This window comes from Acidithiobacillus ferrooxidans ATCC 23270 (assembly GCF_000021485.1).
GTDB lineage: Bacteria > Pseudomonadota > Gammaproteobacteria > Acidithiobacillales > Acidithiobacillaceae > Acidithiobacillus > Acidithiobacillus ferrooxidans.
In genome coordinates this window covers 2,534,552-2,550,873 of the sequence record NC_011761.1, presented here as the reverse complement: position 1 = coordinate 2,550,873, position 16,322 = coordinate 2,534,552, and the positions used below count along the sequence as shown (strand labels likewise).

Below are 16,322 nucleotides of genomic sequence, written 5' to 3'. Positions count from 1 at the left end.
GGCGCTATTGCAATGAATCAATGAAAGTACGTATATTGTACAAGCATTATTTAATCTGAAGGATGGAGCAGGGTAAACCCGGTATTGGCTCGGGATACCTTGGCCCTGAATACGCTCAGCATTTCTTTAACCGAAAAGGAGCATTACCATGTCCTGCTGTGATCGCACCATCAAGGATGTCAGCACCGTGCAAAAAACGGCCGAGGGTGTAGCCGTACACGTCGACAACTCGGTAGAGGCCAAAAAGGTCTTTGCCATCGTGGAAAACTGCCAGACCGGTCAATGCGACTGCATGAGCACTGAAACCAAAGCCAAGGTGACGGGTATGGAGGTGGTTCAGGGAGAGAACGGCACCCAGATCCATATTGCGGGAGACCTGAGTCCCGAAGAAATCACCGCAGCCATGGCACGTTCCACGAAAACGCTCTGAGGAACGGTGACCTAAGGGCGGGGCTGGAGACGCTCCCGTCTGCGTACGACATGATCGGCCAGCCAGGCTCCGACGAGATAGCAGAGAGACCGGGAGAGTTGCGAAAACCACGGAGGCGGGATCCACCTGTTCGATGCTTCCGCCAGACTCCTCACCAGGTAGGGATGCAGCACACCGCTGACGCCGATCCCCAGCAGCAAGGCGGTCAGTAGTGCAACCGCCCAGGCGCAGCAGCGTTTTTGCAGGAAGGCGTAAGCCAGACGAAAAATGACTGCGCCGAGCAGTGCGCTGAACAAACACTCGATCAACAGGATACGCAGCATTTTCAATTCCTCTGGGAAGCGTGTTGAGAGAGCGGGCGCATCATTGCATCCTGTGCCGGAAGAGCCAGGCGGCGGCACTCATGGAGAAAATCGCGATAAGCGCCAGGGGCCAGTATTGCGACCAGAGCATGGGCATATTGTCCCCCTCCAGAAACACCCCGCGCACGACCACCAGAAAATAGCGCATGGGGTTGATATAGGTCAGATCCTGCACCAGTTCCGGCATATTGGCGATAGGGGTGGCGAATCCCGAGAGGATAATGGCGGGTACCAGAAAGAGGAACACGCCCAGCAGTCCTTGCTGCTGGGTCACTGCCAGTGAGGAGATCATCAGGCCGATGCCTACCGCCGCCAGCAGGAACAGGGCCATACCCACCAGTAGCGCGAGTATGCTGCCCACAAAAGGCACCTGAAACCAGAATACCGCCACCAGAGCGATGAGCAATCCCTCCATGCCGCCGATGATGAAACCCGGCAGGGCTTTTCCTACCAGGATCTCCACCGGACCCATGGGAGTCACTAGGAGCTGATCAAAGGTTCCTTGCTCCCGCTCGCGCGCCACCGACAGGCCGGTCACCAGGAGCGTTACCACCAGCATGAGCAGGGCCACAATGCCCGGCACAATAAACCAGCGGGACAGCAGATTGGGATTGAACCAGGAACGGACCACCAGTTGCGCCGGCGGCCGGCCCCAATGATGGTCCGCGGCCCAATGGGTATCGAAGGACAGCAGCACCGTATTGACGTAATTCAGGGCCAAAGTGGCCGTGTTGGAGTTGCGGCCATTAATGATCACCTGCACGGGAGCCGGCCGATGCAGCAGCAGGTCGCGAGTGAAGTGGGGGCCGATCTGCAAGACGAGCAAGGCCTTTTCATTATCGATGAGCGGGGCTATCTGCCCCTCGTTTTCAATGGTCGCCACCTGCTGAAAAGCCGGAGAGCCTTGAAAATCCCCCAGCAGTTCCCGGGAGGCGAATCCGGTATCCTGGTTGTAGACGGCATAGGGGATATGGCTCAGGTCAAAGGTGGCGGCATAGCCGAAGACCAGTAACTGGATGAGGGGTGGGCCGATGAGCACGAAACGGCTTTTCTTGTCCCGCAAGAGCGCGAGGAACTCCTTGATGACCAACGCCCAGATCCGTGCCGGCATCAGTCCAGCCTCTTGTGTGAACGACGCAAGGTGACGCCGAGGAAAAACGCCGCCATCAGCAGCAGCGCCAGACTGTTCCAGAGAATGATGGGCCAGACGTCCCCGGCGAGGAAGATGGTCTGCAGGATACTCACGAAATAGCGGGCGGCGACAATATGGGTGATGATGCGGATGGCCGCCGGCATCGACTGGATATCGAAGATGAAGCCCGAAAGAATAAAGGCGGGCAGAAAGGTGACGATGATGGCGATCTGCCCGGCCACAAACTGATTGCGGGCGACACTGGAAATCAGCAACCCCATGCCCAGCGCCGTCAGCAGAAAGAGCGCCGAGCAGGCGAGCAGCACCCAGAAACTACCGACCAGGGGGACGGTGAAAAGCCAGACGGCCAGTGCCACGGAGAGCAGCATGCCGCCCATGCCCATGATAAAATACGGAATCAGTTTGCCCAGCAGAATCTCGCTCATGGTGACCGGAGTGGCCATGAGGGCCTCCATGGTGCCGCGTTCCCACTCACGGGCTACCACCAAGGCGGTCAGCAAGGCGCCAATGAGGGTCATGATCACCGCGATCAGACCCGGCACCAGATAGTCCCGGCTGCGCAGGGCGGGATTGAACCAGATGCGGTCTTCGCCGTTCACCGGGATGATCAGCGGGGCTCCGGCGTTGAACGCGCGCTGTTGCAGCCAGTTCTGCCAGATGCCCTGCATATAGCCCTCCAGAATGCGCGCATTGTTGGCATCTACCCCGTTGATCAGAACACCGATGGAGGCGGTATTTCCCCGTAGTATCTGGCGGCTGAAGTCCGAGCGTAGCCAGAGGATGCCATCGGCCTTGCGTGCCATCAGTGCCTGCCGGGCACTGTGCATGCTGGTGTATATCTGTGGCTCGAAATAGCGGGACTGTTGCAAGCCGCCCACGAAGGCACTGGTTTCCGCCGTCGGTTGGTCCACTACGACGGCGACCGGCACGTGCTTGGCATCCAGAGATACACCGTAGCCAAACAGAAACAGCAGAAATACGGGCATGAAAAAGGCGATGGCGATGGCTGAAGGGTCGCGCAGGATCTGGATGAATTCCTTGCGGATCAGTCCGCGCAGGCGTTGCAGATTCATGACGCCCTCCGGATCTGGCCTTCGTGGGCCTGGATCAGGAGAACGAAGGCGTCTTCCATGCTGGGGTCGGGATGCTCCGCATCTTTGGCCTGGGCACGCACCTGCTCGGGGCTGCCCTGGGCGAGAACTTCGCCGAGGGACATCAGCACCAGGTTGTCGCAGTATTCGGCTTCATCCATAAAGTGGGTGGTGATCATTACGGTGACACCCGACTCGGCAAGGGCATTGACCCGCTGCCAGAATTCCCGGCGCGCCAGAGGATCGACACCGGAGGTGGGTTCGTCGAGGAAGAGGATGGGCGGTTCGTGCAGCAGCGCGCAGGCCAGGGCGAGACGCTGCTTGATACCCAAAGGTAGATCATCGGCGTTTACGTCGCGGTAGTCGCGCAACTGAAATTCCTGACGCGCCCAGTTCAGACGATCCTGCCGCCGGGTGCCGCGTAAGCCGTAAGCCGCCGAGAAAAAGGCGAGATTCTGATCGCAACTGAGGTTGCCGTAGAGCGAAAATTTCTGAGATACGTAACCAATGCGTGCCCGCGCCCGGCCGCTGGCGTGGCGCATGTCGACCCCGGCGACGCGCAAGGTGCCGGAGGACGCAGGTAACAGGCCACAGAGCATGCGGAACGTCGTGGTCTTGCCGGCGCCATTGGCGCCCAGCAGGCCAAAAATCTGCCCTTTCCGTACACTGAAGGTGTTGCCTTTGACGGCCTCGAAGTGACCGAAGAATTTGCAGAGATCGCGTACTTCGATGACGGTTTTCGCCGCGGATTCCTGGCCCGGTTGTGCGCTGGCCGATGCCTGGGGTGGGGTGGATGTCGCAGTTGCAGGTGTGGTGGTCGCCGCGGTAGCTGCTGCGGCCACCGGCGCGCCCAGCAAATCCACAAACGCATCTTCAAAGGCCGGATCGACGGGTTGCCATTGTTCGCCCTCGGTAGCAGCGGGCTGCGCAGTGGTCCGGCAGAGCACCCGCACGCCCTCCGCCAGAATGCGGGCATCCTGAACACCCGGACGGGCTTGTAACGCCTCGCGTAGATGCCGCTTGCTGGTAGCATTGTTGGTCACCAGAAAGCAGCGTCCCCGCAGGGGCGCGCTGAAGGCCTTGGGGGTGTCTTTCTTGAGCAGTTTGCCCTGATGGAGCAGGATGATCTCGTCGCAGCGCTCCGCCTCATCAAAATAGGCCGTACTCATGAGGACCGTCACGCCCTTGTCCCGCAATCCCTGAACAATATCCCAGAGCTCGCGGCGCGCGATGGGGTCGACACCAACGGTAGGTTCGTCGAGCAGCAGCAATTGCGGAGCGCGTAACAGCGCACAGGCGAGGCCGAGCTTCTGCTTCATGCCACCCGAAAGGGCACCGGAACGCCGCGCACCAAAGGGACCCAGGGCCGTCAGCTTGAGCAGGTCCTGCTGGCGGGTGCGGGCATCCTCCCGGCCGAGTCCCTGCAGGTCGGCATAGAGATCCAGATTCTCTTGTACCGTGAGGTCTTCATAAAGGCCGAAGCGCTGGGGCATGTAGCCGATTTCGCGCTGAATGGTATTGGCCTGGCTGCGGGTGTCTGCGCCCAGGATCGTCACTATTCCGGTATCCGGCCGGAGCAGACCCGCCGCCAGACGCATCAACGTCGTTTTGCCGGCCCCATCGGGACCCAGCAGACCGGTGACGGTGCCTGCCTGCAGCGCAATTTCCAGTCGGTCCAGTGCCTGCACCCGGGCCGGGCCGCGGGCGAAGCTCTTGCTGACCTCGGTAAAACGCAGTGGGGTATCCGCCTCAGCCACGGCTCAGTTTCCGCAGGGATGCGCAGAAAGCTTTTGCGGCTGATTGTCTGTCAGCGGAATATGAACGGTGACGGGCATACCCAGGCGCAGGCGATGCTGCGGATTGCAGGCATAGACCCGCACCCGGTACACCAGTTCCGTACGCAACTCCGTGGTTTGCACGGTCTTGGGCGTGAATTCCGCAGTGGGTGAAATGAAACCCACCCAGCCCGGGAAAGATTTGCCCGGGAAGGAATCACTGCTAATCGTCGCCTTCATGCCCAGCCGCACCTGCCCCAATGCCTTTTCCGGCAGATAGGCGCGCACCCAGACCGGATTGTCCAATGCCAAAGTGAATACTGGAGTCTGCGGGGAAACCATGTCGCCCGGCTCCAGAATACGGTCCTGAACGACACCGTCTTCTGGCGCATAAAGACGGGTGTCCGTGAGTTCGCGGCGCGCCAGAGACAGACCTGCCTTATCGGCTTGTAACTGCTGCCGCGCCGCCGCAATATCTTCTTTGCGCGGCCCCTTGATGGCCAGGGTCAGTGCCTGCTGGGCGCGGTCCAGATTGGCGCGAGCCGTTTTCAGGGCGGCGGCGGCGTTGTCGAGACTCTGTTTGGGCACATATTGCCGTGCGGCAAGGGCCTGCTGGCGTTGCCAGGTGATCTCGGCATTGCTCAGGGTCGCCTGAGCGGCAGCGGCTTCGGCCCGGGCCTCGGCGATTTCTTCCGGACGGGAACCCGCCAGCAGGCGCGCCAGCACCTGCTCTTGCGCGGCCATACCTGCGGCATCTTTATCTACGGCGTCCTGAAACCGTACGGGGTCCAGATCCGCCAGCAATTGTCCCTTTTTTACCCGGTCGCCCTCCTGTACCCGGAGATCGAGAAGCCGGCCGTTGTCGTCAAAGGCCGCCTGTACCTGGCGGATGTCGATATTGCCGTAGATGGTGACGGTTTTTTCTGGGGCGTGATGGCGGCTCAGAAAATAATAGGCGACCGCACCAGCAACGATAAGCACTACTACCAGTGCCAGAGCACGTTTTTTGGGGGAAATGGCCATATTTATCTCCGATGATTATGCGCGTTATGTTAGAACGCTTCGCGCCCTATTGACAGGATATTGACGGATTCCAGATACGGTCGCGCCGCGCTGCCCGGGAGTTGGGGGGGGGTCTGGATGTCGGGATCGACTGGGTCACAGCCAGCCGGATCCCTCTAGGAGAAACGCATTAAGTGACGGGGATGCTCACCAAGCCGTTCGTTTGCAGAATCATCGTACCCATGCGCTGTGCGCCTTGATGGGTGGCTTAAGGCAGCAAAGTGCCGATGCGCTCCAGTTCCTGCCGCAGTTTTGCCGGATCTTTCTCCAGCAGTTCCGCCACCGGTAACTGCAGCAAGGCTTCGATGCGGTGGCGCAGGATATGGTAGGCAGTATCGAAAGCCGCTTCGATCTGCGCTTCCGTACCGGTCACTTTGGCCGGATCCTCCACGCCCCAGTGGGTACGGATGGCTGGCCCCAGATAGGCGGGGCAGGTTTCGCCGGCCGCATCGGCGCAAACGGTGATGACGATGTCCGGGGTCTCTTTCAGGTCCTCCCAGGATTTGCTGTGCAGACCGTCCGTACGAAAGCCCTCACGCTCTAGCAGGTTTATGGAACGAGTGTGGACGTACCCTGCAGGATGGCTGCCGGCGCTGGTGGCATGCATGCCCGGCCCGGCCAGCGCATTGAAGGTGACTTCGGCGAGAATGGAACGGCAGGAGTTGCCGGTGCAGAGAAAAAGGATTTCCGGGGTTTTCATCACTGGTTTCCTTCCTGGACTGAGGGAGAGCGGGTTTCACCGGATAGGGCACAGTCCCGGGTACCATGGCAGCAATTTTCTGTGAGATACGCGACCAGCGCGCGCACCACGGGCATGGCTGCCCGGTAACGCTGATAGCGTCCTTCGCGCTGCACGGTGACCAGCCCGGCGTGCTGGAGGTTTTTCAGATGAAAGGAAATGCCGTTGTGCGGTTGCCCCAGATGCTCGGCAATATCGCCGGATACCAGACCCGTCGGCTCCTGTTCTACCAGCAGGCGAAAAATCTCCAGGCGCACCGGCGAGGCCAGGGCCTCCAGGCGGGCGACGATTTGTGCAGGGTCTTGTAGTGGTTCCATCGTATTATCCACGAATATTTCTTGCAGTATTGACAAGACCGTGGCGCTCGTCAAGACTTGGCTCTGTGTTTTACCTCCGGAGTTCCTCCAAGCATGCTGGCCGTCGCCATATTTCTCGTCACCCTGATTCTCGTCATCTGGCAACCCAAGGGCCTCAGCATCGGCTGGAGCGCCATGGGTGGCGCTGTCGTGGCGCTGGCCACCGGCGTCATCACCTGGAGTGACATTCCCATTGTCTGGCACATTGTCTGGGATGCCACCTTTACCTTTGTGGCCTTGATTATCATCTCGCTGATCCTCGATGAGGCAGGATTTTTTCACTGGGCGGCACTGCATGTGGTTCGCTGGGGTGGTGGTCGCGGGCGCCTGCTCTTTCCTTTGATCGTCGTGCTGGGGGCCATGATTGCTGCGGTGTTCGCCAACGACGGCGCGGCGTTGCTGCTCACCCCGATCGTCATGGCCATATTGCTGCGCCTGGATTTCACCCCGGCGGCCACCTTTGCCTTTGTCATCGCCACGGGTTTCGTGGCCGATACCACCAGCCTGCCGCTGATGATTTCCAATCTGGTGAACATTGTCAGTGCCAATTATTTCAACATCAGTTTTGACCGTTATGCGACGGTGATGGTGCCCGTGGATCTGGTGGCCCTGGCGGCGACGCTGGGCGTGCTCTGGCTCTATTTCCGGCGGGTGGTGCCACGCCGATATCTGACCCGTGACCTGCCCGAACCTGCTTCTGTCATCATGGATCACGTGGTTTTTCGGGCCAGTTTCCCGGTTCTGATTCTGTTGTTGGTGGCCTATTTTGTCACTGCGCAATGGCAGGTTCCGGTCTCCGTGGTGACCGGAACCGGTGCGTTGATCCTGTTGGCTCTGGCCGGGCGTTGGCTACAGGGCGGGCGCGGCGCGCGGATTCCCGTGCGCAAAGTGCTGCGGGAAGCCCCTTGGGCGATCGTGGTCTTCAGTCTGGGTATGTATCTGGTGGTTTATGGATTACGCAACGCCGGACTCACCAGTTATGTGGCCATGGCCCTGCACTGGTTTGCTGGTCACGGGACCGTAGCAGCGGCGCTGGGCACGGGGTTTCTCGCGGCCCTGCTGTCTTCCATCATGAACAATATGCCAGCGGTACTGGTGGGAGCGCTGGCTATCCATCAACTGTCCTCGGTAGCAACAGACCCCTTGCTCCGGGAGATCATGGTCTACGCCAATGTTATCGGCTGTGATCTCGGCCCCAAGTTTACCCCGATCGGCAGCCTGGCGACCCTGCTCTGGCTGCATGTGCTGAGTCGCAAAGGTATGACCGTGACCTGGGGACAGTACATGAGAACGGGTCTGCTCATTACCCCGCCGGTACTGCTGGTCACGCTACTGGCCCTGGCCTGGTGGCTGCCGCTGGCTTGAGGAGGATGGTCATCATGTCTGGAAATTTGCCCAATACCGACGATGTGCTGCTGCAGGTGCCGGATGTCCGGTGTTTGCGCAGTGCCGCCGAAACGGATCACCCGCCGCGCATCCTGCTGCTGTACGGCTCCAACCGGGAATGTTCCTACAGTCGCCTGCTGACGCTGGAGGCGGAACGTCTGCTGCGATACTTCGGCGCGGAAACCCGCGTCTTTCACCCGACGGGACTACCCCTGCCCGACGATGCCCCGGTGACACATCCCAAAGTGGTGGAGTTGCAGGAGTTGGTAGAATGGTCGGAAGGACAGGTCTGGTGTTCTCCGGAGCGTCATGGCGCCATGACGGGGGTGTTCAAATCGCAGGTGGACTGGATTCCCCTCAATTCTGGGGCAATTCGCCCTACCCAGGGCAAAACGCTGGCGTTAATGCAGGTTTGCGGAGGGTCGCAATCGTTCAATGCGGTCAACCAGATGCGCATTCTGGGCCGCTGGCTGCGCATGCTCACCATCCCCAACCAGTCCTCCGTTCCCAAGGCTTTTCTGGAGTTTGACGATGGTGGCCGGATGAAGCCTTCTGCCTACTACGACCGGGTCGTGGACGTCATGGAAGAACTCATGAAATTCACCCTGCTTACCCGCGGGAACAGCGATTATCTGGTGGATCGCTATTCCGAGCGCAAAGAATCCGCAGAGGAACTTTCCCGGCGCGTCAATCTACAGAACCTATAGCGCATGGCTGTTGCAAGGCATGAGGTTGGGGGTACGCAAGAGCCAACTGACGCATTGCGCGACTGCTCCATACAGTCCAAAATCCACCCCTACACGAGGGGGACCCATGTTTGACAATCTGACCCAGAAACTGACCCAGACTTTCAAGAATCTGCGCGGCCAGGGACGGCTGAGCGAGGACAACATCCGTGACGCCCTGCGCGACGTGCGCCTGGCGCTGCTGGAGGCGGATGTTGCCCTGCCGGTGGTCAAGGACTTTATCAACAACGTGCGCGAATCGGCCATGGGCGAAGCCGTGGTCAAAAGCCTCACGCCGGGGCAAGTCTTCGTCAAGATCGTCCACGACGAACTGGTACAGTTGATGGGCGCGCATAACGACAGTCTCGATCTCAGCGCCCGTCCCCCGGCGGTGATTCTCCTCGCGGGTTTGCAGGGTTCGGGTAAGACTACCACTAGTGCCAAGCTCGCCCTGTGGCTCAAGGACAAGGAAAAGAAGCGCGTGCTGATGGTCAGTACCGACGTCTATCGTCCGGCCGCCATGGAACAGTTGGTGCATCTGGGTAAGGACATCGAGGTGGATGTATTTCCCTCCAGCCCCGGCCAGCAGCCGGTGCGTATCGCCCAGGATGCGGTGGAGGCGGCGCAGCGCGGCGTCTATGACGTGCTCATCGTCGATACGGCGGGGCGTCTGCATGTGGACGGCGAGATGATGGCGGAGGCACAGGCACTGACGGCGGCGGTCAAGCCGGTGGAACTGCTCTTTGTGGTGGATGCCATGACCGGTCAGGACGCGGTGAATACCGCCAAGGCCTTTAATGACGCTCTGCCGCTGACCGGCGTGATTCTCACCAAGGCGGACGGCGACGCCCGCGGTGGCGCGGCTCTATCGGTGCGAGCCATTACCGGCAAGCCCATCAAGTTCATCGGTATCGGTGAGAAAATTCGCAAGGGTCTGGAACCGTTTTATCCCGAGCGCATGGCCTCGCGCATTCTGGGGATGGGTGACATCGTCAGTTTGGTGGAGCAGGTCCAGCAGGATGTGGATGAGGATCAGGCCCGGAAAATGACCCAGAAGTTGCGCAGCGGCAAGGGCTTCGATCTGGAAGACTTCCGTGAGCAGTTGCGTCAGCTCGAGCGCATGGGCGGTATGGCCAGCATCATGGACAAGCTGCCGGGTATGGGTGAGTTGTCCGCCGAGGCGCAGAGCGCGATGCAGGATGGCAAGCCCATGCGCCGCCTGGAAGCCATCATCAACTCTATGACGCCCGGCGAAAGACATCATCCGGACATCATCAAGGCCTCGCGACGGCGGCGGATTGCTGCGGGTTCCGGGACGACCGTGACCGAAGTGAACAAGCTCCTAAAGCAGTTCGAAATGATGCAAAAGATGTTCAAAAAAATGGGTAAAGGGGGCCGGGGACTCAGCCGTTTGCTGGGGATGAATCCCAAATCCATGCTGAAGGGCGGTTTACCCTTCCGTTAGAGCTTGTTTTTAGTTACGATACGCGCCTTTCTCCCGCACAGTGGGAGAGGATCATGGTTAAGGAGAATACATGGTAGTCATTCGTATGGCCCGGGGCGGCGCCAAGAAGCGGCCTTTTTATCACATTGTGGTGGCCGATAGCCGTAGCCGTCGGGATGGCCGTTTCATTGAGCGTCTGGGTTTTTACAATCCCATTGGCGCGGTAGCGGAGTTGCGGATCGATAAGGAACGCGCCGCTTACTGGTTGAGCCAGGGCGCCCAGCCGTCCGATACCGTCGCCGGCTTTCTGAAGAAAGAAGGCGTGAGCAAGACGGGTGTTGCCAGCGTCTGAAGCCGGGGAGTGGGTGGTGCTGGGACGTGTCTCCGGCATCTACGGTGTGCGCGGCATGGTGAAAGTCTTTTCTTTCACTGAGTCGCGTGACAGTATCCTCGACTACTCGCCCTGGTACCTCGGGCCCGACCGGCGCCCCTGGGTGCTGGAAGATGGACGTATGCAGGGCGAGGGTGTGGTGGCCAAGCTGGCGCAGGTAGAGGACCGTGAGCAGGCGCGCGCCCTTATCGGGCAGGAGATCGCCGTGATCCGGGCTGATTTGCCTGAGTTGGGTGCCGGTGAGTTTTACTGGAGTACGCTGACCGGGCTTCGGGTGCTGAACCGGGAAGGCATCGTTCTGGGCACCGTGTCCGCTTTTCTGGAGACCGGCGCGAATGACGTGATGGTGATCGACGATGGCAAGGGTGGTGAACTGCTCATTCCGTGGTCGGCCGAAGCCTCTGCGGGCGTGGATTTGCCTGCCGGGCAGATTGTCGTGGACTGGCAAGCCGACTGGTGATGCGTTTTGACGTCCTCACCATCTTCCCTGGGCTGATCCACGGCTACTTGCAGGAAGGCATTGTCGGACGCGCGCTGAGCCGCGGGCTGATCGAGGTGCATACCTGGAACCCTCGGGATTTCAGTGACAGCGCTTACCGGCGGGTGGATGACCGCCCCTTCGGCGGTGGGCCGGGTATGCTGATGATGGCTCCACCCTTGCTGGCGGCGATTGCGGCGGCGCGACAGGCCAACTCCGGGGCGCCGGTGATTTACTTGTCACCCCAGGGGCAGCGCCTGCAGCAGCGGGCGGTGCAGGATTTTGCAGCGGCACCGGGTCTGATTTTGCTGGCAGGTCGTTATGAAGGTATTGATGAGCGGGTGCTGGCGGCAGTGGATGCGGAATGGTCCATCGGCGACTACGTGCTGGCGGGCGGGGAATTGCCGGCGCTGGTGCTGATGGAGGCTGTGGCGCGGCAGTTGCCGGGTCTGCTGGGTCATGCGGATTCCGCAGCAGAAGACAGTTTCGCGGCGTCTGGCCTGCTGGATTGCCCGCATTATACCCGGCCCGAGGTGGTGGCGGGGGAAGGAGTCCCGGAGGTGCTGCTTTCCGGAGATCACGCACGTATCCGGCGCTGGCGTCTGCAGCAGTCGTTGGGCCGCACCGCTGAGCGGCGCCCGGATTTGCTGGAGCAGCGAGGGCTGCGGGCAGATGAGCAAATATTGTTGGAAGAGTATCGCCGTCAGCGCGGCGAAGCGCAGTAATACTAGGCTTAAGGAGTTGGGCATGAACATCATTGACGAAATCAATCAGGAACAAATGCAGTCGGTACTGCCGGCTTTTGGTGCGGGTGATACGGTGGCCGTTCACGTGAAAGTGAAGGAAGGTGACCGCGAGCGTGTCCAGATTTTTGAAGGTATCTGCATTGCCCGCCGTAACCGCGGCCTGCACTCTGCCTTTACGGTCCGCAAGATCTCCAACGGAGAAGGGGTGGAGCGGGTTTTTCCGTCCTATTCCCCGCTGGTGACCAAGGTTGAAGTAAAGCGCCGTGGTGATGTGCGCCGCGCCAAGCTTTATTACCTGCGCGATCTTTCGGGTAAGGCTGCGCGCATTAAAGAAAAGCTGGGCTGACGCGGCACTCGGCCATGGCCGGGTTCGGCTTGGGGGCAGGAGTGCTGACGCCGGGTTCGCGGGAGATCCTCGAACACTGGCATTCCGCTTCTGTCCCGGAGTGGGAATTTCTCTGGGCCGACGCCGCCCGGCGGTTGGCCTTGCGCGCCGCTTGGCAGCAGAGTTTGTTGCCGCATTGGTGGGCCGCCGCCGCAGACGCGCAGGCACTACAGGTTGTGGCGGATACCCTGGCCCTTCTCGCCGAGGCGGAATCTTTGCCCCCGGCACTGTTAGCGGCTGCCCTACAGGTGCAGGAGACGTCGCTGGTGAAGCCGGCAGCCATGCTGCCGGCTGCGCTGATGTCCGAGGCCGCCAACCCCATGCCCCTGGACATGGAGGCGGATACCTTTGCCAAGGCTATTGAGGACCGTGATCTGGAGACGCTGGCGCCGCTACTGTTCAGTATGGCGGCGGACGACAATGCCCGGCGGGTTGTCCTCCATCGTCTGGCCCAGCGTCTGGCCGATGATAACCACGCCCAGGGCCTGCGTACTATCCTCTACGGGCAGTGGCAGGGCGCTGCGGCTGATCTGCCGGCCCGAACTTTTTCGCTGGGGGCTCTGGCGCTGTTGCAGAGTCACTGGCAACTGCCTTCCGGAGTGGCGGTGGTCGTCCCCGAAGGGCGGGCCAGTCGTGATCCGGCGGTAGACAAACCCCTGCTCCATGCCCTGCGGGAGCGCGATCTGCCTGCCTTCATGGGACGTATCCGCGCGCTCGGCGATCAGCCTTTAGATGCCATCCGTCAGCTCTTCCTGACGGTTACCCTGATGATCATCGAGGGCGGCGGCGGCAAGGAACCCCTGCCGCTGCTGCGCCTTTACGTCTGGCTCGGCAGTTTGCTGGCATTACCCCACCGCAGCCTGCGGCAGGCGCGGAAAGTGCTGTTCAGTGCCGCAGCCACCACTTTTGGTTTTGCCGGATGGCAGCGTCAGGAAGACTGGCCGCACTTCAGTATGCTGGCCGCTTATCGTGAACGGGCCGCCATCGAACCGGTGCCGGAACCTTTTAGCTGGCAGGGGCCTTTATACGCTGCGGCATCGGGCTCCGGTCCCCAGTGGTGGTTACAGGTGGCAGAGCGCGGAGTAGCACAAACGGGCTTGCCCGGCTTCTGGTCCCTGTGGCGCACGGCGCGGCGTGCTGGTTCCCTGACGGGAGGAGCAGCGTTGGCATGGATTCATCCTCTGGTGGTCCTACGCTTGTTTCCGGGCTGACCCGGGGGCGCCCGGACGCTTGGTGTCACGATAATCCGGCGGGGGGATTCGATGCCTAGTGCCGGTCTGTCCGCCGAACGGCAGCGGATCGACACCTTTCTTGACGCCCTGTGGCTGGAAAAAAACCTTGGTGAAAATACCCTGACCGCTTATCGTCAGGATTTGCTGCAGGTAGCCGCCGCGCTCGCGGAGTGGGATTTGACCCTGACTACCGCTGACGACGGCGCCCTGGCGCGCATACTGGGACAGAGGTTACAGTCCGGGGCCGCCCTGCGCTCCGTAGTCCGCCTGCTCTCCAGTGTGCGCCGTTTTTACGGTTACGCGGAGCGGGAGGGCTGGGTATCCCGTGACCCCAGTCGCAACCTGCAGAGTCCTCGTATCGGCCGCGTACTACCCCACGTTCTCAGCGAAACGGAAATAGAGGCCCTGCTGGCGGCCCCCGATTGTACCCACCCGTTGGGCCTGCGTGACGCAGCCATGCTGGAACTGATGTACGCCTGCGGTTTGCGGGTATCGGAACTGGTGAATCTGGAGACGCGCCAAGTGGACCTCAGCGCCGATATGGTGGTGGTCTTTGGCAAGGGTCGCAAGGAACGCTTGGTGCCCATGGGAGAAGTGGCGGCCGGCCGCGTGACCCAGTATCTGCAGATGGGTCGCCCGCAGATACTGGGTCAGCGCATCAGTGCCGCCCTTTTTGTGACTGGGCGGGGGGCTGCCATGACGCGCCAGCGTTTCTGGCAAAACATTGAACGTTACGCCCGGTCTGCGGGAATCACTCAGACCGTATCGCCGCACAGCCTGCGTCACGCCTTTGCCACCCACCTGCTGAATCACGGCGCGGACCTGCGCAGTGTGCAGTTGATGCTGGGACACGCCGCCCTGTCCACCACGGAGATATATACCCATGTGGCGCAGGCGCGGCTCAAGGCGCTGCACGCGAAGCATCACCCGCGCGGGTGATGCCTGTATTGTCGCGCCTCTACTTCTTGGGTAGCGTCACCACCACGTAGATGCTGGCCTTGCCTTGCCGCACCAGCAGCGGGATGGGCTGACCGGCCGGCAGACCGGCAACGATATGCTCCAACTCGGCGGGACTGTTGACGTCCTGCTGATCGATCTGCTGGATGATCATACCCGGCATGATCCCTGCCTCCGCAGCCGCGCCTTCACTAACGCCGACCACCACGACGCCATGATGCACATCCAACTGCTTCTCAATGCTGGGGGTCAGCGACTGGACATGGATGCCCATGCGGGAGACTTTGCCCACTTTGGCGGCCGTGGAAGGTTCCTGGCTGCCGGAAGGCCCTTCCATGTTTTTGGGCAGGGCGGCAATCAGGACATCTTTGGTTTCCGCTTTTCCGCGGTGGAGGATGCCGACCTTGGCGTGGGTGCCTGGCAGGGTGTTGCCTACCATAGGTGGCAACTGTCCGACATTGTACACCGGCTTGTTATCATAGGTGACGATGACGTCACCGGGCCTGATGCCCGCCTTGGCCGCCGGGCTGCCGGGTTCCACGGACGCGATGAGGGCGCCGACGGGTTCCGTGAGGTGCAGCGCCTGCGCCATTTGCGGCGTGACGTCCTGTACCTCGACCCCCAGATAGCCAAACTGAATTGCCTTGTGATTTTTGAAGTCCTGCACCACCCGCATCACGGTATTGATGGGGATGGAGAACGACAGACCCATATAGCCACCGCTGTTGGTATAGATCTGGTCGTTGATGCCGATCACCTGGCCATTCATGTTGAAGAGTGGCCCACCCGAGTTGCCGGGATTGATGGGTACGTCGCTCTGGATAAAGGGGATGTATTCATCATCGGGTAACGGGCGATTCATGGCGCTGACTACACCCTGGGTCACTGTGTTATAGAAACCGAACGGCGCGCCAACGGCGAGCAGCCACTGGCCAACCTTCAAATCGTCGGAGTTGCCGATGGGCACAGTGGGTAGGTTCTTGGCGTTGATTTTGAGCAGTGCCGTATCGTAACGCACCGACAGGCCGATCAGTTTGGCCGGATAGGCGTGGTGGGTGGTGAGGGTAACGACGATATGGTTAGCGCCGCGAACGACGTGACCGGCGGTGACGATATAGCCGTCGGGACTGATGATGAAGCCGGAACCGAGAGATTGGATTTTTTCATGCTGCTGTGGTCCGGGACCACCGCCCTGTCCGGGCGCCATGAAGTGATGGAAAAACTGGTAAAAAGGCGAGTTTGGCGGAAAGGGATTGGCCTGCTGGTGAATGACCTTGTTGGTGGTGCTGCTGATGTTGACCACCGCGGGACCATAACGGTCGATAATCGGGGTAAAATCCGGCAAGGCGACCAGCGCCTTCTGGGGAACTGTGTTGGTCGAGATGGAAAGGGCCGGGGCCGCGGGGGCGTCGGCTTGCGCCCACTCCGCTGCACCCAGTGAAAAACCAAAACATGCCGCCACGACGGCAGTGATTACCAGTTTGGGGCGCTTCAACATCACACTCGGGCGATCATTCGCCATAGGACTCTCCTTCGGGATTTTGTCTTGCAGCTTGGTACGTTCCAGGTTGGACTCCGGGAAAAGGCCGGGGTTCCGGCCAGCGATCACA

General features: G+C 60.6%; 18 protein-coding genes. 10 read left to right on the top strand and 8 right to left on the bottom strand.

The genetic code is table 11. The features are described from left to right. The first annotated feature begins 148 nt into the window (after positions 1–148). Positions 149–430, top strand: coding sequence for a hypothetical protein (locus tag AFE_RS13170; protein ID WP_012537440.1), 282 nt, complete (start codon positions 149–151; stop codon positions 428–430). An 11-nt stretch (positions 431–441) separates the two neighbouring features. Here the strand turns inward: AFE_RS13170 and AFE_RS13165 are convergent, their stop codons facing one another. The 7 genes from AFE_RS13165 to AFE_RS13135 all read right to left on the bottom strand — a co-directional run bounded on the left by AFE_RS13165 (position 442) and on the right by AFE_RS13135 (position 6,929). After that, entirely contained in the window at positions 442–753 is a 312-nt protein-coding gene (locus AFE_RS13165; RefSeq protein WP_009564528.1) for a hypothetical protein, read from the bottom strand. A 40-nt stretch (positions 754–793) separates the two neighbouring features. Continuing rightward, positions 794–1,903 carry an ABC transporter permease gene (locus AFE_RS13160; RefSeq protein ID WP_012537439.1) on the bottom strand — a complete coding sequence of 370 codons (1,110 nt, stop codon included), beginning with the start codon at positions 1,901–1,903 and terminating at the stop codon, positions 794–796. Next, positions 1,903–3,018: an ABC transporter permease gene (locus AFE_RS13155; protein WP_009562639.1), complete on the bottom strand. Its 1,116-nt coding sequence runs from the start codon at positions 3,016–3,018 to the stop codon at positions 1,903–1,905. The genes AFE_RS13160 and AFE_RS13155 overlap by 1 nt, the downstream gene beginning before the upstream one ends. Next, positions 3,015–4,793 carry an ATP-binding cassette domain-containing protein gene (locus AFE_RS13150; RefSeq protein ID WP_012537438.1) on the bottom strand — a complete coding sequence of 593 codons (1,779 nt, stop codon included), beginning with the start codon at positions 4,791–4,793 and terminating at the stop codon, positions 3,015–3,017. The genes AFE_RS13155 and AFE_RS13150 overlap by 4 nt, the downstream gene beginning before the upstream one ends. Before the next feature lie 3 nt (positions 4,794–4,796). After that, positions 4,797–5,834: an efflux RND transporter periplasmic adaptor subunit gene (locus AFE_RS13145; RefSeq protein ID WP_012537437.1), complete on the bottom strand. Its 1,038-nt coding sequence runs from the start codon at positions 5,832–5,834 to the stop codon at positions 4,797–4,799. A gap of 247 nt (positions 5,835–6,081) precedes the next feature. Next, on the bottom strand, positions 6,082–6,573 hold the full coding sequence (locus tag AFE_RS13140; RefSeq protein WP_012537436.1) for an arsenate reductase ArsC: 492 nt from the start codon (positions 6,571–6,573) through the stop codon (positions 6,082–6,084). Then, complete coding sequence (locus AFE_RS13135) at positions 6,573–6,929, bottom strand: ArsR/SmtB family transcription factor (protein ID WP_012537435.1); 357 nt, start codon at positions 6,927–6,929, stop codon at positions 6,573–6,575. The genes AFE_RS13140 and AFE_RS13135 overlap by 1 nt, the downstream gene beginning before the upstream one ends. Positions 6,930–7,022: 93 nt before the next feature. Between AFE_RS13135 and AFE_RS13130 the strand changes: the two genes are divergently transcribed. The 9 genes from AFE_RS13130 to xerD all read left to right on the top strand — a co-directional run bounded on the left by AFE_RS13130 (position 7,023) and on the right by xerD (position 14,694). Further along, complete coding sequence (locus AFE_RS13130) at positions 7,023–8,333, top strand: arsenic transporter (RefSeq protein WP_009566874.1); 1,311 nt, start codon at positions 7,023–7,025, stop codon at positions 8,331–8,333. Between the two features lie 14 nt (positions 8,334–8,347). Further along, on the top strand, positions 8,348–9,061 hold the full coding sequence (gene arsH / locus AFE_RS13125) for an arsenical resistance protein ArsH (protein ID WP_009566875.1): 714 nt from the start codon (positions 8,348–8,350) through the stop codon (positions 9,059–9,061). Between the two features lie 106 nt (positions 9,062–9,167). Continuing rightward, positions 9,168–10,544 carry a signal recognition particle protein gene (gene ffh / locus AFE_RS13120; RefSeq protein ID WP_012537434.1) on the top strand — a complete coding sequence of 459 codons (1,377 nt, stop codon included), beginning with the start codon at positions 9,168–9,170 and terminating at the stop codon, positions 10,542–10,544. Between the two features lie 70 nt (positions 10,545–10,614). Then, entirely contained in the window at positions 10,615–10,875 is a 261-nt protein-coding gene (rpsP, locus tag AFE_RS13115; RefSeq protein ID WP_009568284.1) for a 30S ribosomal protein S16, read from the top strand. Between the two features lie 16 nt (positions 10,876–10,891). Beyond that, positions 10,892–11,374, top strand: a complete 483-nt coding sequence (rimM, locus tag AFE_RS13110; protein WP_012537433.1) for a ribosome maturation factor RimM — start codon at positions 10,892–10,894, stop codon at positions 11,372–11,374. Further along, positions 11,374–12,117: a tRNA (guanosine(37)-N1)-methyltransferase TrmD gene (trmD, locus tag AFE_RS13105; protein WP_012537432.1), complete on the top strand. Its 744-nt coding sequence runs from the start codon at positions 11,374–11,376 to the stop codon at positions 12,115–12,117. Before rimM ends, trmD begins: the two co-directional genes overlap by 1 nt. 22 nt (positions 12,118–12,139) lie before the next feature. Next, entirely contained in the window at positions 12,140–12,484 is a 345-nt protein-coding gene (gene rplS, locus AFE_RS13100; RefSeq protein WP_009564594.1) for a 50S ribosomal protein L19, read from the top strand. A gap of 14 nt (positions 12,485–12,498) precedes the next feature. Continuing rightward, positions 12,499–13,734 (top strand): hypothetical protein, encoded by a 1,236-nt coding sequence (locus tag AFE_RS13095; protein WP_012537431.1) that lies wholly within the window; start codon positions 12,499–12,501, stop codon positions 13,732–13,734. A 51-nt stretch (positions 13,735–13,785) separates the two neighbouring features. Continuing rightward, complete coding sequence (gene xerD / locus AFE_RS13090) at positions 13,786–14,694, top strand: site-specific tyrosine recombinase XerD (RefSeq protein ID WP_009564595.1); 909 nt, start codon at positions 13,786–13,788, stop codon at positions 14,692–14,694. A 19-nt stretch (positions 14,695–14,713) separates the two neighbouring features. Here xerD and AFE_RS13085 read toward each other — a convergent pair whose 3' ends face one another. Further along, entirely contained in the window at positions 14,714–16,234 is a 1,521-nt protein-coding gene (locus tag AFE_RS13085; RefSeq protein ID WP_012537430.1) for a Do family serine endopeptidase, read from the bottom strand. Between the last annotated feature and the right edge of the window lie 88 nt (positions 16,235–16,322).

Excerpts from the sequence above, each read along its gene's own strand:
- AFE_RS13170 (WP_012537440.1), top strand. The coding sequence starts at position 149 with ATGTCCTGCTGTGATCGCACCATCAAGGATGTCAGCACCGTGCAAAAA.
- AFE_RS13165 (WP_009564528.1), bottom strand. The coding sequence starts at position 753 with ATGCTGCGTATCCTGTTGATCGAGTGTTTGTTCAGCGCACTGCTCGGC.
- AFE_RS13160 (WP_012537439.1), bottom strand. The coding sequence starts at position 1,903 with ATGCCGGCACGGATCTGGGCGTTGGTCATCAAGGAGTTCCTCGCGCTC.
- AFE_RS13155 (WP_009562639.1), bottom strand. The coding sequence starts at position 3,018 with ATGAATCTGCAACGCCTGCGCGGACTGATCCGCAAGGAATTCATCCAG.
- AFE_RS13145 (WP_012537437.1), bottom strand. The coding sequence starts at position 5,834 with ATGGCCATTTCCCCCAAAAAACGTGCTCTGGCACTGGTAGTAGTGCTT.
- AFE_RS13140 (WP_012537436.1), bottom strand. The coding sequence starts at position 6,573 with ATGAAAACCCCGGAAATCCTTTTTCTCTGCACCGGCAACTCCTGCCGT.
- AFE_RS13135 (WP_012537435.1), bottom strand. The coding sequence starts at position 6,929 with ATGGAACCACTACAAGACCCTGCACAAATCGTCGCCCGCCTGGAGGCC.
- AFE_RS13130 (WP_009566874.1), top strand. The coding sequence starts at position 7,023 with ATGCTGGCCGTCGCCATATTTCTCGTCACCCTGATTCTCGTCATCTGG.
- arsH (WP_009566875.1), top strand. The coding sequence starts at position 8,348 with ATGTCTGGAAATTTGCCCAATACCGACGATGTGCTGCTGCAGGTGCCG.
- ffh (WP_012537434.1), top strand. The coding sequence starts at position 9,168 with ATGTTTGACAATCTGACCCAGAAACTGACCCAGACTTTCAAGAATCTG.
- rpsP (WP_009568284.1), top strand. The coding sequence starts at position 10,615 with ATGGTAGTCATTCGTATGGCCCGGGGCGGCGCCAAGAAGCGGCCTTTT.
- trmD (WP_012537432.1), top strand. The coding sequence starts at position 11,374 with ATGCGTTTTGACGTCCTCACCATCTTCCCTGGGCTGATCCACGGCTAC.
- rplS (WP_009564594.1), top strand. The coding sequence starts at position 12,140 with ATGAACATCATTGACGAAATCAATCAGGAACAAATGCAGTCGGTACTG.
- AFE_RS13095 (WP_012537431.1), top strand. The coding sequence starts at position 12,499 with ATGGCCGGGTTCGGCTTGGGGGCAGGAGTGCTGACGCCGGGTTCGCGG.
- xerD (WP_009564595.1), top strand. The coding sequence starts at position 13,786 with ATGCCTAGTGCCGGTCTGTCCGCCGAACGGCAGCGGATCGACACCTTT.
- AFE_RS13085 (WP_012537430.1), bottom strand. The coding sequence starts at position 16,234 with ATGGCGAATGATCGCCCGAGTGTGATGTTGAAGCGCCCCAAACTGGTA.